The sequence below is a fragment of the Maribacter aurantiacus genome, assembly GCF_005780245.1.
Classification (GTDB): Bacteria; Bacteroidota; Bacteroidia; order Flavobacteriales; family Flavobacteriaceae; genus Maribacter; species Maribacter flavus.
The window spans coordinates 1-22,542 of the sequence record NZ_VBUK01000006.1; the positions used below are offsets into that span (position 1 = coordinate 1).

Annotated in this window: 20 protein-coding genes; 6 read left to right on the top strand and 14 right to left on the bottom strand. The window is 41.2% G+C overall.

The window, feature by feature from the left end; all coding sequences use genetic code 11:
- The first annotated feature begins 202 nt into the window (after positions 1-202).
- Positions 203-2,227, top strand: coding sequence for a S9 family peptidase (locus tag FEK29_RS10940; RefSeq protein ID WP_138258481.1), 2,025 nt, complete (start codon positions 203-205; stop codon positions 2,225-2,227).
- 10 nt (positions 2,228-2,237) lie between these two features.
- Positions 2,238-3,074 carry an endonuclease/exonuclease/phosphatase family protein gene (locus FEK29_RS10945; RefSeq protein WP_240042733.1) on the top strand — a complete coding sequence of 279 codons (837 nt, stop codon included), beginning with the start codon at positions 2,238-2,240 and terminating at the stop codon, positions 3,072-3,074.
- A 75-nt stretch (positions 3,075-3,149) separates the two neighbouring features.
- Here FEK29_RS10945 and FEK29_RS10950 read toward each other — a convergent pair whose 3' ends face one another.
- The 12 genes from FEK29_RS10950 to FEK29_RS11005 form a co-directional block, all read right to left on the bottom strand.
- Positions 3,150-3,698, bottom strand: a complete 549-nt coding sequence (locus tag FEK29_RS10950) for a nuclear transport factor 2 family protein (protein ID WP_161595345.1) — start codon at positions 3,696-3,698, stop codon at positions 3,150-3,152.
- 155 nt (positions 3,699-3,853) lie between these two features.
- Entirely contained in the window at positions 3,854-4,816 is a 963-nt protein-coding gene (locus FEK29_RS10955; protein WP_138258483.1) for an amidohydrolase family protein, read from the bottom strand.
- Positions 4,817-4,951: 135 nt separating this feature from the next.
- Positions 4,952-6,298 carry an amidohydrolase family protein gene (locus FEK29_RS10960; RefSeq protein WP_161595346.1) on the bottom strand — a complete coding sequence of 449 codons (1,347 nt, stop codon included), beginning with the start codon at positions 6,296-6,298 and terminating at the stop codon, positions 4,952-4,954.
- A 229-nt stretch (positions 6,299-6,527) separates the two neighbouring features.
- The gene (locus FEK29_RS10965) at positions 6,528-6,734 is read right to left on the bottom strand and encodes a helix-turn-helix domain-containing protein (protein WP_138258485.1); all 207 of its coding nucleotides are present in this window, start codon (positions 6,732-6,734) and stop codon (positions 6,528-6,530) included.
- 3 nt (positions 6,735-6,737) lie between these two features.
- Positions 6,738-7,283, bottom strand: a complete 546-nt coding sequence (locus tag FEK29_RS10970; RefSeq protein ID WP_138258486.1) for a DUF2975 domain-containing protein — start codon at positions 7,281-7,283, stop codon at positions 6,738-6,740.
- Positions 7,284-7,583: 300 nt separating this feature from the next.
- Positions 7,584-7,961, bottom strand: a complete 378-nt coding sequence (locus tag FEK29_RS10975; RefSeq protein WP_138258487.1) for a DoxX family protein — start codon at positions 7,959-7,961, stop codon at positions 7,584-7,586.
- A gap of 265 nt (positions 7,962-8,226) precedes the next feature.
- Entirely contained in the window at positions 8,227-8,712 is a 486-nt protein-coding gene (locus FEK29_RS10980) for a DinB family protein (protein WP_240042734.1), read from the bottom strand.
- Between the two features lie 302 nt (positions 8,713-9,014).
- Positions 9,015-10,157: a PepSY-associated TM helix domain-containing protein gene (locus tag FEK29_RS10985; RefSeq protein ID WP_138258488.1), complete on the bottom strand. Its 1,143-nt coding sequence runs from the start codon at positions 10,155-10,157 to the stop codon at positions 9,015-9,017.
- Positions 10,158-10,219: 62 nt separating this feature from the next.
- Positions 10,220-12,637: a TonB-dependent receptor gene (locus tag FEK29_RS10990; RefSeq protein WP_138258489.1), complete on the bottom strand. Its 2,418-nt coding sequence runs from the start codon at positions 12,635-12,637 to the stop codon at positions 10,220-10,222.
- A 646-nt stretch (positions 12,638-13,283) separates the two neighbouring features.
- Positions 13,284-13,676 (bottom strand): hypothetical protein, encoded by a 393-nt coding sequence (locus FEK29_RS10995; protein ID WP_138258490.1) that lies wholly within the window; start codon positions 13,674-13,676, stop codon positions 13,284-13,286.
- Positions 13,677-13,800: 124 nt separating this feature from the next.
- Positions 13,801-14,328, bottom strand: a complete 528-nt coding sequence (locus FEK29_RS11000; protein WP_138258491.1) for a DinB family protein — start codon at positions 14,326-14,328, stop codon at positions 13,801-13,803.
- A gap of 111 nt (positions 14,329-14,439) precedes the next feature.
- Positions 14,440-15,270, bottom strand: coding sequence for an alpha/beta fold hydrolase (locus tag FEK29_RS11005; protein ID WP_138258492.1), 831 nt, complete (start codon positions 15,268-15,270; stop codon positions 14,440-14,442).
- Between the two features lie 105 nt (positions 15,271-15,375).
- Here FEK29_RS11005 and FEK29_RS11010 point away from each other — a divergent pair, with 105 nt between their 5' ends.
- From FEK29_RS11010 to FEK29_RS11020, 3 genes are all read left to right on the top strand, one after another.
- Complete coding sequence (locus FEK29_RS11010; protein WP_138258656.1) at positions 15,376-15,981, top strand: FMN-binding negative transcriptional regulator; 606 nt, start codon at positions 15,376-15,378, stop codon at positions 15,979-15,981.
- A gap of 2 nt (positions 15,982-15,983) precedes the next feature.
- Positions 15,984-17,357: a glycoside hydrolase family 113 gene (locus FEK29_RS11015; protein WP_138258493.1), complete on the top strand. Its 1,374-nt coding sequence runs from the start codon at positions 15,984-15,986 to the stop codon at positions 17,355-17,357.
- A 146-nt stretch (positions 17,358-17,503) separates the two neighbouring features.
- Entirely contained in the window at positions 17,504-18,406 is a 903-nt protein-coding gene (locus FEK29_RS11020) for a DUF4382 domain-containing protein (RefSeq protein WP_138258494.1), read from the top strand.
- Between the two features lie 80 nt (positions 18,407-18,486).
- On the opposite strand, the gene FEK29_RS11025 is transcribed toward FEK29_RS11020, so the two are convergent.
- Positions 18,487-19,539, bottom strand: a complete 1,053-nt coding sequence (locus FEK29_RS11025) for an NAD(P)-dependent alcohol dehydrogenase (protein WP_138258495.1) — start codon at positions 19,537-19,539, stop codon at positions 18,487-18,489.
- Between the two features lie 159 nt (positions 19,540-19,698).
- Here FEK29_RS11025 and FEK29_RS11030 point away from each other — a divergent pair, with 159 nt between their 5' ends.
- Entirely contained in the window at positions 19,699-20,184 is a 486-nt protein-coding gene (locus FEK29_RS11030) for a DoxX family protein (protein ID WP_138258496.1), read from the top strand.
- On the opposite strand, the gene FEK29_RS11035 is transcribed toward FEK29_RS11030, so the two are convergent.
- The gene (locus FEK29_RS11035) at positions 20,181-22,340 is read right to left on the bottom strand and encodes a TonB-dependent receptor (protein WP_138258497.1); all 2,160 of its coding nucleotides are present in this window, start codon (positions 22,338-22,340) and stop codon (positions 20,181-20,183) included. The genes FEK29_RS11030 and FEK29_RS11035 overlap by 4 nt on opposite strands.
- Positions 22,341-22,542 lie beyond the last annotated feature (202 nt).

Sequence of the window (22,542 nt, forward strand, 5' to 3'; positions counted from 1 at the left end):
GTTAGCAGTTAGCAGTTAGCAGTTAGCAGTTAGCAGTTAGCAGTTAGCAGTTAGCAGTTAGCAGTTAGCAGTTAGCAGTTAGCAAAAAAACACTTTTCATTTTTCACTTTTAGTTTTTCAGTTAAAACTTATAACCAGTCCCTTAAAACTTTTCACTATGAAATCCGTACATTGAAGCTTCAAACTAAATGAGAACGACACTATGAAAAATTGCATCGGCGTAATCGCCTTTCTCCTTTGTGTAACGACCGTATCGGCGCAGACCAAAACCAACCTCGAACTCACGGACATCTTCGAATATGAGTTTGTATCGGACCCACAAATATCGCCCGATGGCTCTAAAATTATCTATGTGCGCAACTTTAAGGATATTATGACGGACAAAAACCTGTCCAACCTCTGGATTGTGAATTTTGACGGTTCACAAAATAGACCTTTAACAACAGGGAACCATAACGACTACTATCCCCGTTGGTCGCACGATGGCAAAAAAATCATCTTTAAATCGAATATGGCAGATGATAAAATGAAACTCTACCTTATGTGGCTGGATACCAAGGAAACCGCACCCCTTACCAACACGCCCAAGGCCCCCGGAGCGGTAAGCTGGTCGCACGATGACCGCTACGTGGCGTTCAACATGTTCGTGCCCGGTAAGAAAGAGTCCCTTATTAAAATGCCCACAAAACCGGAAGGTGCCAAATGGAACACCCCTCCAACGTATATTGACAAGATGAACTATCGCGGTGACGGTCAGGGCTATTTAAAAGCAGGGAACGACCAACTGTTTACGCTGTCCATCAACGGCGGTACCCCAAAACAGTTGACGTCCTCCGAATTTGATCATGGTGCTCCGGTATGGTCCAAGGATGGTAAAAGTTTGTATTTTTCCGCGAATTTTCAACCGGAGGAAGCCTTTGAACCAGCCAACTCGGAGGTCTACAAATTAGACCTTAGCGATAATAGCGTAACCGCGCTGACCAACCGCTTTGGTCCCGACGGTTCTCCTACCCTTTCTCCAGAAGGTACTTTGATTGCCTACACTGGGAACGACGATACCTTTCAGGGCTATGAGCTCACCCAATTGTATGTAATGAATGCCGATGGTAGCAATTCCCGATTGCTTTCGGCGGATTTTGACCGGGACATTGGCAACGTACAATGGGCATCGGACGGCAAAGGGCTGTATTTTCAGTACGATTCCGAAGGTGATTCCAAAATTGGACACATCACCTTGGATGGAAAAGTAACCACCATCGCCGAAGGCCTTGGGGGACTCTCCCTGGGAAGACCTTACAATCAGGCCGACTTTACCGTGTCTAACAAAGGTACCTTTGCCTATACCTTGGGCGGTACGCAACACCCGTCCGATTTGGCCGTAGCCGATAAAAAAGGAACAAAACGGCTTACCTATTTGAACGATGATTTATTTTCCTTCCGCAATGTGGGCGAAGTGGAGGAAATCTGGTGGAACTCCTCCTTCGATGACCGAAAAATTCAAGGGTGGATCGTAACCCCACCCAACTTTGACCCTACTAAAAAATATCCCTTTATCCTGGAAATCCACGGCGGACCTTTTCAAAGTTATGGTTCCGTATACAGTGCCGAGATTCAGGCCTATGCCGCAGCAGGCTACGTGGTGTTGTATTCTAATCCGCGTGGGAGTACCAGTTACGGGGCGGAATTTGGGAACCTCATCCATCACGATTATCCCAACCATGATTATGAGGATCTCATGAGCGGCGTGGATGCCGTGATCGGAAAAGGCTATGTGGATACCAATAACCTGTTTGTTACCGGAGGTAGCGGTGGTGGAGTGCTTACGGCGTGGATCGTGGGCAAAACGGACCGTTTTAAGGCCGCCGTGGTGGCCAAGCCCGTCATCAACTGGACCAGCTTTGTGCTCTATGCCGATGGGGCCGCTTTCTTCTCCAAATACTGGTTCGGGAAGAAACCCTGGGAAGACCCGGAAAACTATTTTAGGCGCTCCCCGCTCAACTATGTCGGGAATGTGACTACACCTACCATGCTTTTAACAGGCGAGGAAGATTTTCGGACCCCAATCGCGGAATCGGAACAATTCTATACCGCATTGAAGTTGGAAGGGGTTGAAACCGCCATGGTGCGTATTCCCGGTTCCGGGCATGGCATTGCGAACCGACCCAGCAATTTGGTCGCCAAAATAGCCTCGGTATTGGCGTGGTTCAACAAATACAAAACGGAATAGTCCGGTGACCATGATGAGAAATATATTTTTTGCGGTTTTTACGGTATGTATGGCTGTAGTTGGACAGTCACAGGAATTCAAAGTGATGTCCTACAACATCAAGTATGACAACGTCAACGATACCGTAAACAACTGGAATTTTAGAAAGGAGGCTATGGTGCGGCTTGTGCAACACTATGGCCCCCAATTTGTGGGCATGCAGGAGGTTTTGCTTAACCAGTTGGAATATCTGGACGAGCACCTACCGGATTACAGTTATATTGGCGTAGGCCGGGACGATGGCAAACAAAAGGGCGAGTACTCCCCTATTATGTACAATAGTCAACATTTTGAACTGATAAGCGCCAATACGTTTTGGCTCTCCCCCACCCCAGAAAAAGTTTCCAAAGGTTGGGATGCCGCCTTGGAACGTATCTGTACCTATGGTCGGTTCAAAGAAAAAAGCACCAGGAAGGAACTCTATGTATTCAATACCCATTTTGACCATGTAGGCACCGAGGCCCGAAAGCAGAGCGTAAACCTCATCTTACAACAGATCAAGGCGGTCAACACCCAAAACTTGCCCGTGGTGGTGACGGGGGATTTTAATTTGGAGCCGGACTCAGAACCCATCCAATTGATGCAAGCAGGGATGACGGATGCCCAGCAAGCCACCCAACAACCCTTTTACGGCCCTACGGGTACCTTTAACGGCTTTGACCACAGCATGGTCTTGGACCGGCGTATCGACTATATTTTTGTGGAAAATTTAAGGGTAAGAACCTATCTCCATATTGACGACCGCATGGAAAACAACATGCATATCTCGGATCATTTACCCGTGTTGGCAACGTTGAGTATTGAGTAAAAAATATTTTCTATTTTTTTGAATGCATATCCCGAAGGGTAAGCACTATACATCTTTTTGTAACACGGATTATTTTCAGTCATTTACTTGAACCAACTTTCCTTCTGGCATACTCATATCCCGATGTCCGCCAATTACAAGCCACTTACCATTTTCCTTTACCATAAAATCACTCCATCGTAAGGTTCCTCTAAAAGTATTTCCCTTTGTTAGTCCATCAGGCGTATCCTCACCGTAATAAGTGAATGTTTCAGTATGTGTGTAGTGAGCAATTGCTGATTTACCACTATCCAGTATTTCAATTTCTATGGGAGTAACCTCCATTTCCAAACACTCTTCTTCCGCCTTCATAATTTCCCAAAATTTAGCCATTCCTTCCTTTGTCGTCAATTCATTTTTTCTTGTCTCCCATTTCTTCCAATCGGGATGATGATAGGCCATATAAGTTTCAAAATCGTTATCCTTCCACGATATAAATCTACCTTTAATGGCATCCCAGACTTCTTGTTCAACCTGTTCTTGACTTAACTCTTGAATGTTGATGTTATCTGATGTTTTTTTGGTTTCATTGCATGAATATACTAGAACAATCCAAATAATGACGAAGTAAAATAAATATTTCATGTTTCTATTTTTATGTGCTACAACTGTATAGGCCATCAATAGCTGCGTGGTTTAGAACTAACTTGTGCATGTACGCACCAAACTGTAAATCCCCGAGGATTTTCAAAAGTAGGCGAGAATAAGCAATTACTTATAGCCATTATTGGGAGCATTAATCATTCTGATTTTAAAACCTTTAATTTATCTTCTGACAAATTCAAAAACTCCGCGGCATTTTCGAAGAAAATATCTTCCTTTTGGCCTAAAGTCAGAAATTTGGCTGAATTTACCGCATCCACTGCAATGTCAATTGTTTCTGGCCAAACCATTTGGTCCGTTCCAAACATTATTCTATTTCCAAACCCAGAATCTACTAATTCTTTGAGAAAGTTATGAAACTCTTCTTTTGGTAATATCCAATTTATTGCGGCAATATCCACATACAATTGTGGATGAGCATATAACATAGCTTTCATATCCTCCAGATATGGCCATCCTCCATGCATCACATATACTTTTAATTTCGGATGACTAACAAGTACTTCTTCGAGCTGTTTTGGATTTGCATTTTTAACCCTAACTCTATCCATACCCATACGATATATTCCTCCTGGTGGACCACCAGGCATAATATGAAATCCCACTGGAAGACTCAGTTCCTCTGCTAAATCAAAGAACGGTTTTTGACTGTCATCATCAGCTGTTATTCCTCCATAGAATGGATTCATTTCTCCTATAGCAGAAAGATTTCCATTTTCAGCCATTTTCCTTAAACTGTCCAATGGCATGTTTCTACCACTTATAAGAATTTTGTCTGGTGCATCCTCAAACCATAATTGTCCATCCGAAGTTAAAGCAAGAACTATATTATGTATTTCAAATTTCTCAAAGGTTTCGGCTTTTTGTTCTTCGGGTGTGTGAACTCCTTTGTAAGTCTCATTTTTTAATGGATTAGGGTGGTCCATTCCAAACATCATTCCACCTATGTCCTTATTATATGCGTGAATGTGCATATCTATAATAGGTCCTTTATAAAGTTCAATTACTGTTTCTGTTTCACTCGCAGTATTCTGCGTGTCATTTTTGCAACTATGAATTGCAACATAGAAAACAAATAATGATAAGATTTTAATTTTCATAGGGTTGGGTTTTATTGCTGACAACAATTATATAAACGTAGCTAAGTACGTTTATTTCTATTTCAGGGGAAGTACTCTAAAATTCCTATAAAAATATGGTTTGGACAAATAAAAGGGGAAATATGTGGGTCTAACTTATTTTTCAATCCGTTTTTGAATTCTTCCTCTCTTAATGACGGTATTGATGGCCATTGTATTGCGAATCTCTTCCAATGGATTCTTGTCCAACAGCACCATATTCGCGATTTTACCAGTTTCAATGGATCCTAAACTATCCTGGGCATGCATCATTTCAGCGGCGTTGATTGTAGCCATTTTTATAATTTCCAATTGGTTCATCCCTCCCAATTCAAAGAGTTGCATTTCTTCGTGTAAACTATAACCGGGCATTACAAAAAAACCGGTATCGGTACCTAAGGCGAAACGTATTCCGTTTTCAGACAAAGCTTTTATATCCTCCACTTGGAAGGCCGCAATATCAGCTAACGTTACACTATCTCTCTGAAAATAATCCCTCCAGAATACCATATTTTGTTCAGCCCTTGCTAAGAACTCGGGTTTGTTCGCATTTTCAAAATACGCTTCATCAAATACGTTTTCTTGGCGAAGGTCGGCCACCCATTCCGGGAACAAAGGATATAAAAAGCCCTTATCAATCATAAAGGTTGTGATAAAGGAAGGCCTCACCTGATATATTTTTTCCAAAAGGAACGTATCTCTTTGAAAGTCAATATCTATACCTGTCCAATGTACAATGTTTTGAATACCCGCATCCATCGCCATTTCAAGTTCCACATTGTCACTAACATGGGCAAAAACCTCTGTATCGTAATTCATTGCCTCTTTCTGAACCTTGTTGATAAAAGCTTGCGGCATTCGCTCCACCCAAGGAGGATGGGGTCCATCTTCAATCGTGAGCTTAATTCCAGCTATTGGGAACTGGGTTACCTCTTTTACCAAATTTTCTATTTGAAGCGTGTCCTTAAGCAAAAAAACAGATTTACCATCTTCCCAGTTTCCTTGGTATGTTTTCAACGGATGCCGGCCCTCCATGGTAAAATGCTGACTTGTATGAAACACGATTGGTGCGGGTAATGTGTCCTGATTGCCATAAGAGCGCATATTGGCATAATATTCATTGGTGCATACACTGCCTCCTGTTATGAACACGGATGTCACACCATAATGCATGTATTTGGCAAAATCACTTTTAAAATCCGTGGTGTGGACATGACAATCGAATAATCCAGGTATCAAAAATTTGCCGGTACCGTCGATCTGGATTTCTGCACTACTAGAATTGGTAGAATCAATGACAACAATTTTACCGTCTTGTATACCAACGCTCACAGTTGTTTTTAAGGGGCTTCCAGTTCCGTCAATAAGGCTCACATTTGAGATAACCATTGATAAGGGATCGGAATGCTCAGTGGTACAAGCTACAAGACAACCAAAAAGAATAAGTAAGCCTAGGCGCTTCATTTTAATTAGGATTAGGATTAGAATTAAGTAATTCATAGACCCTGGGGCCGGCCAATTTCTTTAGGGGGAAACCTTCTAAAATTCCTTTAAAAAAATGAACTGGGCAAGAAAAAGGGGAGTATGTGTCTTCAAATTTAGTTTCCCTTGAGCATTTTCGAAAGGTACAGGGCAGGCACTTCGGGCATCAAATAATTAACGCCCTGCAGGCACTTTAATTAATTTTACTTGGTTATTCCTTTGAGTATTCCAACAGGTCCCCAGGTTGGCAATCCAAAGCCTCACAAACGGCTTCCAATGTGCTAAATCGAATGGCCTTGACTTTCCCTGTTTTAAGTTTGGATAGATTCGCCAAGGTAATATTGACCGTTTCGGACAATTCATTAAGCGACATTTTTCGCTTTGCCATCATTACATCCAAGTTTACAATAATTGCCATAGTCTATACCGTTTCTTCCAGTTCTTCTTGATACTCCACTCCTTTGGAAAATATTGTTCCAATAATATAAATAACAGCCGCCATCAATATGAATGCCTGACTGTCTGCCCAGAACGGATCCAACTGATTCAATGTAAAACCATTATGTCCCAAATCCATTGCCAACTTCCTCGCAATAAAACTTAATAATCCAATGGAGAGGGTATAGTAGCTTATCTTAATAATTTGCTTGGAAACCCACCTATTGAAGGGTTTGGGCAGGTCAATTTTAGTTACCAATAAAACAACCTGGTAGAATAGGACGGCCTTTAAAATGGATACGGTAAGAACAAACCCGTACATTCCAAAAAAAGCCAACTTACTACTTTGAAATAACTGACTCATATCCAGTTTCTGATAAAGGTTTTGGATAAATTCTGGACGGAGAAGACTAAAAATAAAATTGACGATTAGGCCACCTGCTTCCACTGAGAGCCCCACAAAGATTATCCAAGAAATGATTTTCAAACCTTTAAATATGAGATTTTTTGCTTTAACCCGTGTTTTCATGATTAATAGTATTAGATGGAATAAAAGTAACTAATTATTTATTGATAAACAATAAATATTTTTCACTTTATGATAAATATTAGTAATGATATTCTTTTAGGCTTGGCTTGGTTATTGGCATGGAAATGAGGAAATATGTGCCTTTGAGTCCCCTTCGACTTTAGTTTACCTTGAGCATTGGGTGAAAAGAAAATATATTTTCTTTGAACGCAACTTACGAAGCAAAACCAAAGGCTCATATACTCTTTAGGGGCAGGCTGTTTAGGACGAACCGCACAGTAAAAAAAATAAAAGCTGTGGCTAATTGGTTTTTTGAAGTTTATGAAAGGACACGTAAGAGGCGATCAGTATTCCCAAAATAATTAGAGGGAAAAAGGATTGGAAATCCATACCGTCCACGGCAAAATGGCTGATACTGGCAAATATAAAGTCGAAAGCAAATCCAGCATAGGCCCATTCCTTTATGCGCTTAGGTATTTGTGGAATAATCAATACCAAGGCGCCCAATACCTTAAATACGACCAAAGCGTTCCCAAAATATTCCGGGTAGCCCAAATGTCGTATACCCTCCTTGGCGAGCTCGGTTTGGGAAGTCAGTGCGGGCATGACTCCTTCCATTAAAAAAATAATAATGGTGGTGGTCCAGAAGATGATTTTGTTGGTTTTTGTAGTTGCCATTTGGATGGTTTTAGGTTCATGCCAAATATAATTCAGATTTTGATTCGTTAGATCGGAATTTTAGAAACGATAATGTGAAAATAACACCGCTAGTTGAAAAGGTATTTCCCCATTCCATTTTGGATATGAGGATTTAGTATTAAGCAGCACTCGATATGAATATGGTAGAGGTAAATTGATATGGAAACGAAGTGATTAAAAATACCAAAGGCTGACAAATCACATAGTACATAAATCGATTCTATTCCAATTGTCTATTCTACTCCTAGTCCCATATTAGGGGCCTATCCACATTCATGGCCCTTAAATAGGATAAAAATTGACCGGCATGGACGGCTTCGTGGTAACCAATCCGCAAGATATATTTTCCAAGGGGTTTCCTTTCCCCGTTTCCTGGATGCACTATTTGGACTTCATTTAATTGGGTATCCGAAAACTGTCGGACGCTTTCCAAAAATTGATTTCTGTAGGGTTGGGCAAAAGTTAGCTCTTCCGCAAGGCTAGTGAAGGGGCGTTGCTTCCAAGGTGTTTCATAATGTGCCATGGAGCCATTGTTGATTATTATGTTCCACCCATAATCGGCTTCCAAAACATGTCTGACCATTTCTATTGCGGTCATCGCGCTTTCGTCAGGTTTCCAACGGTAATACTGTTCAGGAAGTGCTTGCCAAAGCTTTATGCTTCTTCTCCGGATTTCCGTAAGGTTTAAAATTATAAGTTCAGCCTGAGTCATTTTCTTGCCGTATCTCATGTTGTAAAACCAATTTTTGTTTTCACAACATTTCCTGCCAAAATATAGGGACAAAGTTCCAAAATCCCCAAAATTTTATTTTTTGCAAGTGATAATTTGAATGTGTTACAACGCTCTATGGAAAGGGTTTGTTATCCTAAAATAAGGACCATCATTTTCGTTACCAAAGTCGATTCTCACAAGGCCTGTTAAAAAGTATATTGGAGCGGCACAACTATTTTTTTCGGTGATGATGTTTCAGTAAACCTCTAGTTTATTGGGAGTTTAAGGACCAATAAAGTTTTAATTTGGTAGCACATAAGTCAGGCTTTAACACCGTCCAAAACCTTTTTCTTCCTTTTGTAGGTTCGCCCATACCACAACAAAGCACCGGTTACAGGTAAACTAGCGGTCAATAGGCTTATTAAAAAGGCAATAATTTTTCCAACAATCCCACCAATCGCGCCAATATGGATATCATAATTCATGCGTAGGATTTTTTCGGCAACCCCTGCATTTTCATATTTTCCATAGATACTAGGGGTTTCTATCTCCTCCAAGGTCTTCTGGTCAAAAAATCTATAATCCGCATCGTAATAAAGACCTTTACTATGGGATACCTCCACATAAATACTTTCCTCCGATGTATGAGGATAATGAAGCTCAAAACTTTCCGCATCGGGATTTTCGATAGAAAGTTTCGTTATCAAATAATCCATTGGTAAAACATCTTCCTTTTCGTCCGCTTTACGGATGTTTTCCGGTATCATGAAAACAGGTTCCTTTTCGCCACCTACGGACTTATATACTGCATATTTAAGCCAGTTATAAGACATCAATGAGCCCGTAAAGGCCAGTACCAATGAAAATGCACAAATATAAAAGCCAATAACCGTATGTAGATCAAAGTTTTTACGTTTCCATCGTGTAGTACTTTTCCAATCAAATTTTAAGCGCTGCCTTAAGTTTTTACGTTTTTTGGGCAACCATAATATGAAACCTGAAATAATAATGAAAATGAAAATCAAAATTGAAACGCCAACTATCTGCTCGCCAATATTTTTTGGTAACCAAAGTCGCATGTGCCCTTTTAAAACAAATGCAAAAAAACCGGATAGATGGTCATCCACCTGGATAACCTCGCCAGAGTATGGATTTAAAAAAACGCTTTGATAAAATTCAGGTTCGGCATCGTAAAATATTACTTCAATGGCATCATCCCTTTTTTTGAACAAAGTTCCATGAACCGTATTATCGGGAAAAATTTGCTTCGCGAGATCCTTTGCCTTGGTTGGTGTTAGTATGGGACGGTTTTCCGGAACAACCTTTTTGTAATCGTCATATAGACTCTCAATTTCTTCTTTAAAGGCCCAACCACATCCCGTGATGGCAACGATGAACACCACTAGTCCGGTCGAAAGCCCCAATATCTTATGAAGTTGAAATATGATTTTTTTAAATGTCATCCTTAGTAAACTTAAAAAGGACAAAAGCGTTTTATCGCCTTTGCCCTTTCTTAAAATTATGTTTAGAATCTGTACGAAAAATTTGCCAACAATGCCCTTGGTTGTTGTGGGTTTATGGTTGTCCAACCTTTATAATATTCCTTATTGAACGCGTTGTTCAGTTTTAGCCCAATTCTATAATTTACGGATTGGTAGTAAAGGGATGCATTGGCAATGGTATAACTTGGCAAAATAAATTCTCCGGTAGATTCATAATTTATGGCAAAGCGTTCGCTTGCCCCATTGAACCCCAATCCCGTTCCAAAACCGTTCAAAGCTCCCTCTTGAAACTCATAGTTTGCCCAAAAGTTATATAACGTTTCAGGGCCTGCCTCAAGAGGTCTTCTGTTCAAAATTTGCGCATTGTCAGATTTGGTAGTTTCACTGTCATTATTGCTAAATCCGGCCCTAATATCCAAACCATTTACAGGGTTGGCGTTTATTTCTATTTCAAATCCACTACTTACTACTTCACCACCCTGAATTCTATTGAAAGGCGAAGAAGGGTCTGTGATGACGCGATCAAAAACCTTAATATCATAGTAACTAACGGTAGCATTCAGTCGGTTATCGAAAAGATTGGTTTTGAAACCGAATTCAATCTGGTTTGCCTGTTCGGGGTCAAAGGTTTTTAAAGTTTGAGGTCCTTCATTGGGATCTCCTACCAACTGGGGAGCTACGTTGGTAAAGCCATTTTGGTAGTTTCCAAAAATGGATAACCTGTCCTTGATGGGCTGGTACAATAAGCCGAATTTTGGTGAAAGTGTGGTCTGGTCAAAATCATCGCCCTGGTTCTGTAAACTACCTTCATTGTCAAAATGATCCACCCTTAGACCAATCATCGCCGAAAGGTTATCCGTAAAATTGATTACATCCGATGCATACAAACTATAAATGTGATATTTGGATTTCACATTGCTGACCCCCTGCGATGCTAGCGCGGCATCTACTCCGGAAGTAGAAAGAGGAAAAAGGTCATCTTCTACCTCCTGTGTAAATGGATCGTCCCCGTTTGAACCTCCATTTGGGGTAATATTACCATAGAATGCATAACCTGTACTATTGTTGGTCTGTGTTTCGTTGAAATAATCAATACCTATCACCATTCGATTCCTTAAGGAAGCCAGTTTAAAGTCTCCAATGAAGTTTTGCTGAATATCGGTTGTTTGTGTATTTGCGTTTTGTTTATTGATAAATCGGGTATAGGTATTTCCCTCCAAGATACCATAATCAAAGAGATACGAGTAATAACCTCTTGTAGAAGTAGAACTTTTGGAAAGGAGCGTTTGCGATTGCCAGGAATCGGAAAGCTTATAATCCATTTCAATACGGTAGTTCTGCGTTGGGTTCTGTAAGGATAGATCATTGCTGGTAAATGATAACTTGTTATTATATCCCAGTTCCTCTAGATTGGATGCCACTGTAGGTGCGCTTCTGTTTAAAAATAAGAAGGTGGGATTTGTCTGCTCTGCCTGGGTAATTTCACCATAAAAAGAAAATGAGAGTCTATTGTTTACTTTGTATGATAAGGACGGAGCAATAAAAAAGGACTTTCTAAAACCTGCATCCTGAAAACTCTCCTCGGTCGTGTAAGCGGTATTCAACCTAAAATATAAATTGTCCGCCTTACTCAGGGGGGTATTGAAATCCCCTACAATTTGATTTAGGCCATAGGTACCGGAAGTAAACGACAGCTCCCCTCCTGTACCCACGTAGGGTTTTTTGGTAACTACATTGATAAGTCCTCCATAAGAACTAACTGCATTGCCAAACAACGTTGCGGAAGGGCCCTTTAATACTTCAATCCGTTCTATGTTTGCAGGATTGATGGTACCATTTGTCAGTCCGGGCAGTCCATTCACCAATTGCGGTTGAATGGAAAAACCGCGAAGCGAATAATATCCTGCACCGTCCCCGCCCCTACCGGTAGAAGTCCAAAGTTGCTCAACGCCCGTTGCATTTTTTAATGCATCATCAAAATTTGTAACTATTTGCGATTTTAAAATTTCGTTGGTAACCGTACTATATACTTGAGTATTTTCAATGTCCTTTAAAGGAAGCTTTGCGACATAAGCCGTTTTCTTTCTAGAAAACTTATTGGTACGCCCCTGTACGGTAACTTCACTTAGTATTTCATTGCCTTCGTACAAGATAATATCAAGATCGACAGTTTTATTATTTGATATTGAAATGGGAATTTCGCGAGTTCTATAACCCAAGTAGGAAACGGAAAGTATATAGTCGCCATTGGCAATATTGGAGATTTCAAAAGCACCGGCTTCATTAGTCTGTGCACCTTTTGGAGTATTTACCAGCGACACGTTTACACCCCAAAGTGGTAATTGGTCATTGTCTTTTACCGTTCCTGAAATTGCTCCATTTTGGGCAAGGGTTATCCTTGAAATGAACAATAAGGTCAGGATACAAAAAAGTTTTTTCATTTGGTTTTATTTAGACTTAATATAAATTATAAGAACAAGACAAAAATATAAGTGCGTTCTGACATGCACAAATTATTTATATTAAATCTAAATAAATATTCTTAATGGTCTGATTATGTGATGCTGGTGATAAGCAACTTTTATAGCGTGAAGCACAATTTCAGGAATATATAGTATGTTTCCTAATCCATATTATAGGATTAAATAATTCCAATGGCCTGTTGGCTTGACCATATTCTAACCCGATTATGGCAATTCCCTAAAAGCAAACAATTTATTCCTTGTTATTTTTGTCCAATCCCTTTTTAGCAACGAATACACCGCTAATCAATATAACCCCAAATACAATTCCCGAATAGGAATTAAATTTGTTGACCTCCGAAAAATGGAGATAAACACCCAATGCGATGCTTAAAATTCCAATTGAAAAAAGTAGATTTTGAGCAGGTTTTTTCATAAAGAATCTTTAATGAGTTAAAAACAAGTATGCCCTTTTGAGATAGGTGGGTTGAATTGCTTGATTACAATGTTAGTTTATCTATAATTAAATCTCAAAATACCCCATAATTTTTTGATTCTGGCCAAAACTTGAAACTTTCTTTCAAATCTAATTTTAGGAATGATAGAAAGGTAGATTTTCCTTTGGTCATTCTTGTATTAGGGATGCATCAGTAAGTATAAGAGCATATGCTCCCTCCAATTCTGAGAGTGCATTAAAACGCCATACATCATCCACTATGGGCTGTTGTTCATAGATGATAATTGGGTCGCCATTTTCTGCCTTTCGGTAGAGAATTACCTCATCAAAAGCAATACCGCTGGACGGTTTCACAAATACGACCCAATCCACTGCAGAACCTATAAATTGTTTTGTACCCTCTTTAATAACTACTTCACCGGCAGTTTCTGATATCCATATCAATTCAGTACTTGAATCGTTTTGAATATAAAACTCAGTACGTAAAACAGGTTCATCGTCAGACTCACATTGGGTGGACATTAAAAGGGATGCCAAGAACAACACGTATATTTTCTTCATGGGACAACAAGTTTAACCTTATACAACTTAGTTCTTAAAAACACTATCTAAAAACGTAAAATTATTGTTATAAATACAAAAATTTAGAAATACGAAAGCTAAGATCCGGCGGCACTGCGAATGTTCAATCCCTCTTTTGCAGTCCGTAATCATAGGGTTGGTCCACCAATCGCTTGATAGTTGCCATTTGCCCGCAATGCCACATGGTATGTTTTATGTTCCAATCGATGGCCTCAAACTTGGTTTTAGCCACGGGATGCGGTACTTTGGTAGGTTCCACGGGTTGCCACAGGTTGGATTCTGACAACGAGTTGATGACCTCCAAGGATGTGTTTTGCATCCGTTGTAAATCGGACCTAAGGGCAGTTGGGGTCCAGGTTCCCTTCATTTCTTTTGCAAACGTATCGTAGCCACATAATTTGGTATACGATCGTAGGTCCAATTTTTCCAAAAGTTCCGGTAAATGCCCCACCGTGGTCATGATGGAATGGTAGTAGATACTCACGACCAGATGACCTATCTGCCAGCTAAGATTTGAGCCTAAAGCTTCGGGGATGATTTCCCATTTCTCGGCAGAAACGGAATCCATTAATTTATGGGTCCAATCATAGGCCGTTTCCGTTTGTTGATTAAGGATTTCAAGTTCGGACATTTGAATTGATTTACCAATCAAAGATATTTAAACTATTGTTTATGAATTAATTATAATTTTAATAAAAAAGAGCCTCTTAAAAAGGCCCTTTTCGCTTCTTAGGTATCCCACTTATTTTTTAAGGAAAGAAATCAAAATTTCGTTCAGCTCCTTCGCATGGGTGATGTTCAATCCATGGGGCGCACCTTTGATAATTTCATACGTATTATCAGCTATACCCTTGGCAGCCTGCTCCGCCGAAGTTTCAATAGGTACTGTACTATCGGCATCACCGTGTACGATCAATGTAGGTACGTCCACATTCTTAAGTTCCGATCTAAAATCGGTGTGCATCCATGCCAAGGCAGCCTGTATGGTACCTCTAGGCGAGGCATGCGAGGCCACGATAAAGTCATATTCCAATTGTCCCTCGCTGACCTTGTTCTTATTATCGTCATAATTGTAAAATCCTTTGTGAAAGGTCTTCAAGAATCCAACTCGATCTTTCTGCAAAGCATCCTTGATATTGTCCAAGACATTTTCGGGCACCCCGGCCGGATTGTCGTCCTTCTTTTTTACCAATGGAATTATGGAACTGATCAGGGCGGCCTTGGCAATCTTATCGCTTCCATAATCCGTCAAATAACGCACCACTTCGCCCCCGCCCATGGAAAAACCTACAATAATGGCATCCGTCAGTTCCAGTTTCTCAATAATTGTATGCAGGTCACTGGCCAGGGCGGAATAGTCGTAATCGCCCCAAGGTGCGGAGGATATTCCAAAACCCCTGCGGTCATAGGATATACAACGGTATCCTTCTTCAACGATTTTCCAAACCTGTTGCTCCCACGACTTTCGGCTCAAAGGCCAACCGTGAATTAAAATAACCGGTTGTCCTTCCCCGTAGTCCTCATAAAATATGTCAACAATTTCCTTTCCTTTTTTGTTCGTTATAAATGGCATCTTAGTTCTATTTTAAGTTTGAAGTAAAGTACCCTTTAAAAATAAATTTGCTTAACGCGTTCACTTAGATTGTTACCTGAATCAATGTTTTGCTACTTTTATGGTATGTATACGCCCAAACACTATAAAAACGAGGACCTTGCTAGCGTAAAGGAATTTATAAAAGCGAACAGCTTTGGAATTTTGGTAAATCAGGTCGATGGAAAACCTTGGGCCACCCATATACCCATGGAATTGGATACCGATGCCGATGGAAACGAGGCACTGGTGACCCATATAGCTAAGGCCAACCCTCAGTGGAGACATTTTACGGAGACTGATGAAGTGCTTTGCATCTTTAACGGTCCCCATTCCTACGTGTCCTCCTCTTGGTATGCCGATGAAGAAGTACCAACTTGGAATTATATCGCCGTGCATGTATACGGTCGAATCCGTATGTTATCGGAAGATGAAGTGTTGGCCTCCATGCATCGATTGGTGGACAAATATGAAAAGGATTCCAAGCATCCCATTTCGTTGCACGATATGTCTCCAAAGACCCTGGCACAGATACGCGGTGTAGTCGGATTTAAAATTTTGATTACTGACATCCAGGCAACCTATAAATTGTCACAAGGTAGGGAACACGACCATTCCAAGATCATATCGGAGTTGAAGGATCGTGATGCGGGTGCTAGGGCAATTGCGGTTGAAATGGAAAAAAAGACGTAACAATGCAAAAGCGCGGTATACATTTGGTTTTGCTGTACCTATTCCTATGGGTAGCAACGTTTGTATATTTCCTGGTCCGGTTTTCCCGAAGAAATGAAAGCCTTTCTGAATATATCTCCTTTTTCTTTGAACTGGCCTCCCGCAAGTTCATCCTCATAGGTTTCCACATCCTTTTTCTACTTTGTTGCTTGCTTTATTTAGTACTTGTCCATTTTGTAAATGTGGGCAGAAAAAAAGGTAGTCGTACCGCTTGGCGCCAATTTTCATTCCGATTTTTACTGCCCATCGTTTTTCTGGTCGTTGGTTTTAAAACAGTGGTCTTCATCAATGCCAATGAGGGACATGATTTTCAATGGGACCATGGCGCCATGAACACATCGGGAAAGACAAATCATTATTATGAAATTGACCAAAAGCACAGGGGCGCGAGTGTCTTTGGTTGGTCTGACGACAATACCGAAGCGATAAACAACTTGATCAGGGCCAATGTGGAATGGGTGGCCGTTGTTCCGTTTTTGCATCAGGAAAACGAAAGGACCTCCCAGATGGACGTTCCGGTATCCATGGAAACCTACAGCCGAAGGGATTCCAGCATCGTGAGGGCCATCAACGACCTGCACAATAAAGGACTCCACGTGCACTTAAAACCCCATTTATGGATGAACGAAGGTTGGCGGGCCAACATCCAATTGAAGGATGAAGAGGCTTGGGACCAATGGTTTGAAAGTTACCGAAAAAACATGCTCAAGTATGCCAAAATAGCCCAAGAAACGAACACGGAACTATTTTGTGTGGGAACGGAACTAAAAACTTCCATCAAAAAACAACCCGAAAAATGGAGATCACTCATTTCGGAAATCCGTACCCTTTACGATGGCAAACTCACCTATGCCGCCAACTGGCACGACGAATATGAGCATATCGATTTTTGGGACCAACTGGACTATATTGGCATACAGGCCTATTTCCCACTTACCAAAGAGGAACACCCCACTTTGGAGAGCATCGAAAAAGGCTGGGACAAACATTTGGCCGCTTTGGAGGCCGTTCACAAAAAATACGGCAAACCCGTCCTTTTTACGGAAGTGGGCTATAAAAGCACCCCGGATGCTACCATAAAACCATGGGAATGGGGTTCCTATTTTAATAAGTATACCATGAAGAAATCGGACCGGACCCAGCAACTGGCCTATGAGGCCATGTTCAAAAAGAATTGGGACAAACCTTGGTTTGCGGGCATTTATATCTGGGAATGGCAAAATAGGACCACAGCGGAAAGTGCAAAAACCGACCTTGATTTCTCGCCCCGTTTTAAACCTGCGGAAAATGTGATCGCCAAGTGGTTCGGCACGTATCCCTCCCACCAAAAACCTTGATTTTCTTGGTTCACTTCGCATGTAGTTCATCGAATTTAGGGTACTATTAATCATCAGGTGTTTAGTTTTTTACACCTTTGTACTGCCCAACTTTTTAAAATAACCGGTTTTCAAAAACTCTTGAGGAAACCATAAAACATTTTAAAATGAAAACAAATCTTATTTTCACCCTACTCGCGTGTACCCTATTTTTAACTACCAGTTGTTTCGATGACTCCCCAAACCTTAATGAAACCGGGAGGTTACGGGTTCAAATGGTCGACGCCCCATTCCCTTTTGATCAAGTTACCGAAGCCAATGTAACCGTATTCAAAATCGATGCAAGATTAAAAGAAGGGGAAATCATTACGGAAGACGATGAAGCGACGGATGAAGATGCGGAAGAAATGGACGCCCCGTTCGTAGTTCTCATGGAGGAGGAAATCCCCCTAAACCTATTGGACCTAGTGAACGGAACTACGGCCAGCCTAGCCGATTTAGAAGTACCTGCAGGCACCTACGATTTGGTTAGGGTCTATGTAAAAGGTATAAACGTGGTTCTTACGGATGGAACCGAATATGACCTCAAAGTGCCAAGTGGAGCGCAGACGGGTATTAAAGTCTTTATCAATCCGGGACTAACCGTAGTGGGTGGTCTATCGGCAGATCTACTATTGGATTTTGATGTAAGTAAATCCTTTGTTGCCAAAGGAAACACAAAAATAGCCGGAGGTATTAACGGGTTTAACTTCAAACCAGTTATCAAAGCATCAAATATGTCTACGGCAGGAACCCTTAAAGGAAACGTTTCAACACTTGTGGAAGAAACTCCTTTGGGACTGGAAGGCGCGTTGGTTGAGATATTCAATGAAACCGATACCTTGACGACCTTTTCCGATATAGATGGAAATTATATAATCATGGGAATTCCGGCCGGTAGTTACAGAATCACTGCAGGTTTGGAGACTTATGTTCAGAGCGATACCTTATCCGCAGAAGTTAATGCTGCCAACAGCACGGTTCAGGATTTTCTATTGGAAGCGGAGCCGATAGTAGAAGGAGGTAACTAAACACCTTCAGTTTGCATGGGATAAAATAAAGAAGACGGTCAAGGACCGTCTTTTTTATTTCTGAATGCTTCGTTCCTGAATCAGCTTTCCTTAAGCGATTTCATATCGATAACGAATCGATATTTCACATCCGATTTTTGCAAACGGTCGTACGCTTCATTGATATCCTGGATATTGATCATTTCAATATCGCTCACTACGTTATGTTCGCCACAGAAGTCGAGCATTTCCTGTGTTTCCTTTATACCGCCTATCAATGAACCTGCAATACTTTTTCTTCCCATGATCAATCCGCCGCCATGCAAAGGATCCAAGGGTTCCACAGCCCCAACGATGACCATACTGGCATCACGCTTCAACAGGTTCAAATAAGGATTCATGTCATGCCCAACGGGAATAGTGTTCAAAAGAAAGTCGAAGCTGCCTGCGTGTTTTTTCATTTCGTCTTCGTTTTTTGAAATGAGAACTTCATCCGCCCCCAATTTTTTGGCATCACTACTCTTGTCTGGAGAGGTGGTAATCATGACCGTATGGGCACCCATGGCATGGGCGAACTTGATACCCATATGGCCCAAACCTCCTAAACCGATCACGCCCAACTTATCACCCTTCTTTACCCCCCAATGGGCCAACGGGGAATAGGTAGTAATTCCCGCGCAAAGTAGCGGAGCTGCCGCTTTGGCATCCAAATTTTCAGGAATTCGCAATACAAAATCCTTATCGACCACAATGCTTTCCGAATACCCCCCAAAAGTATGTCCACCAAGATGTTTATCCTTACTATTGTAGGTCATGGTGGCGCCATTCTCACAAAATTGTTCCAAATCATCCTTACATGAGCTACACGTTTTGCAGGAGTCTACCATACAGCCCACGCCCACCAAATCGCCTTTCTTAAAATTGGAAACGTTCTCTCCTACTTCCACGACTTTTCCAATGATTTCATGCCCAGGAACCACGGGATATTGGGAATTTTTCCAGTCGTTGCGTACCTGATGTAAATCGCTATGGCAAACCCCACAATATAGAATATCGATTTTGATATCATCAGGGGTGATATTCCGCCTATTTATTTCAAAAGGTTTTAAATCCGCCTCCTTTGAAGAAGCTGCGTATGCTTTTAGTGCCGTCATTGTTTGTGCTTTAATTTTTGTAAAGTTGAAAAAAATAAAGGGAGTTCGTTGATCTATATGCTAAAATCGTGGATGCATATTGTTCAAATTTCGTTTTACAATTCCTAAAATTTTGTTAAATTAAACTTAAGCTAACTTTTATTAATCAAACACTGACAGATGGTCCGTGTACGACAATTTTTCAAGAAAATTTTAAAACCTTACGAAGTGCAGGGAATACTTCCCAATATATTGTTATTACTTCCTAGGGTCATAATGGGCTGTTTATTAACCTTTATTTTCTCCAAGGAACTACTTGGCACCCCATGGGCAGATGAAGGTTTAGAGCTTTTACAGGTGGCGCCCTGGTTTGTGGAAAAAGTATCGAATTTTGGTATTCCCTTTAGTCTTATGCCAAAAACCTTTGCTTGGTCTGCAGGTTTTACAACAGCCATGGGAGGTATTTTGTTGATTATGGGTGCAAATACCAGAATCACCGCCTTTTTTATCATTTGTATGATGCTGATAACCATCCTTTTTAGGGCATGGGACGGCAGTTGGGATATTCTCCCCGTATTCAGTTTCTTTTGTTTCGGACTTTTCTTTTTGGGCTTTGGCGCCGGAAAATATAGTTTTGATTACTATTTTTCCAGATATGTTCTTTAGAGGTTGTTCAACTGATTGCTATTGTTATCCTGGCTGATGGTCCAAAAGAAACCGACAAAAAAGAAGGTATCCGCATTTGGACGGATGGTACGTCTTTCAAAAAACCCCAAATCATTGGGTGAATCCGCATATTGATATCCATTTACATTGTTGAATCCTGCCACATTGCTGATTGAAAAGTATAGGATTTTCTGTTGGGACAGTAAATAGGCCCAATTGATGCTCAAATTTTTAAAGGGTTTGGTTTTTTCACTTAGGTATTCGGTTTTGTTGGGGTCGTTGTACGGTCTTCCGGAACCATAATTGTACGAAAACCCTACCTGGGAACGCAAATCCTCCACCCAATATTTGGTAACCAGCGAGAAACTATGTTTAGGTGCAAAATTGGGAGTGGCCCTTTCCCTGAAATTTCGGAAATCCCTTTCGGTGTCCAAAAAGGAATAGGAAATCCAGTAGTCCAAGTTTTCGATACTTTTATTGTCCCGCCAGAAAAGGTCCAGCCCTGTTGCATAGCCGCCTCCGTTGTTATTGAATACGGAATTGAACCCGGGCATATCCGTATTGAACTTCACCAATCCGTCATAATTCTTATAATACCCCTCCGCCCTGAAGGTTTTCCCGTTATCCAAGTATTGATAATTTAGGATGTAGTGCGACGTTTTTTCGGCCTCTAGGTTCTGGTCAAACTTCAGGTACTCAGACCATGGGTTTTGATAGAAGTCCCCATAAGCCAACGAAAATTGTCCCTTTTCGCCACTTTTATAGGCCAATGAAAATCGGGGTGAGAGCGTGGTCTGGTCCAATAGCGCACTGTGCTCCATGCGTCCGCCCAATTTCATTGCAAACCGATTGCTGAAGTAGACATCCGTTTCCGCAAAACCGGCCCATAATCCGTCGTCAAAACCATATTGAAAGGGGTCTACTCCAGCACTGCCGAAACTTTCATCAAAGTCTTGCACAAAATATTCCGTACCAAAATTCAATTGGAGTCGGTTTGTAAAGCTCTTTCCCATTTTGGCCTTGAGGTGTACGGCGGTTTCCTTGGAGTCAATCGCATTGTTCAGCACATTGATATCGTTAGTATCATTGGAGATACTTGCGCCCGTGGTAAGCGTCCATTCCTTATCGAAAAAATGTTTGTAGGAAGCGTTCAAGTACAAATTGTTGTTTTTCAGACTAAAAGGCACAAATTCCTCAAAATTGATATCGGCCTGCGCGATGTCCAAACTGGAATGATTGAAACCCGTATACAGCTTGAACATACTTTTGTCCCCCAGACTACGAAACACCGCTTCCCCAGAAATGGATTCAAAAGGTTTGTTCCATCGCATATCCTGATCGGAAGGTACCAAGACCTGATACGGGGCCAAATTGATATAATTGGCATTCACACTTAGGGATTCTTGGCCCCATATTTCCGTATGCCCCAATCCCGCACCCACGGACATAAGGGAAATATCCGTTTTTTCCTGTTCCGGAATATCCGTTGTATTCAACAAAAGCACACTGGAAAGGGCCTGGCCATATTCAGCGGAATACCCTCCGGTACTAAAGGTTATACCCTTGAACAAAAAAGGAGAGAATCTGCCCCGAGTGGGAATGTTGTTCGCAGTAGCATTGAAAGGTTGAAAAACCCGTAGACCATCAATAAATACTTGGGTCTCACCGGCAGCCCCTCCCCTAACGAACAACCTACCATCCTCATTTACCATACTGGTACCTGGAAGGGTCTGTAATGCGGCCACAAAATCGCCTGCCGCCCCGGCCGTTGTGACTATATCCAGTGGTTTTAAAACGGACACCTTTGAATTATCACCCGCTTGAAAACTTCCAGCGGTCAAGGTAACGCCCGTTAATTCGTTTAACGCCTCATATAAAGTTATCTTAAGGTCCTTAAAATAGGAAACATCCCCTGCTTGTGAAAAAGGTTCAAAGGAAAGCATGGAAACCAACAAGTTTTGAGTACCGGTTTCCGTGGTCTCAAAACTGAAATTTCCATGGGCATCCGTAGAGGCACCATCATAGGTGCCTTCCAAATAGACATTGGCCCCTTCTATAGGATGGTTCCTAGTATCCAGCACCACCCCAGAAACAACAGTTTGTGCATAGGTGGCCGTGGTAAAACAAATAAACATAAACTGATAGAAAATTCTCATGGTATTTTATTCCGATTGATTACGGAGCAAAACTCCACCAAGAGAAATGGATGTCAAATTTAGGCTGACCGAATTGTGGAATAAGTCCCCTGAATTGAAGTCGAAAAGTAGTGTTACAACTCACTCCAAAAATTCCACAATTGGGTAGATGTGTTTTTTTTGTGGTTGTGATATACCGCAATTTTGGGGCATCGAATAACTT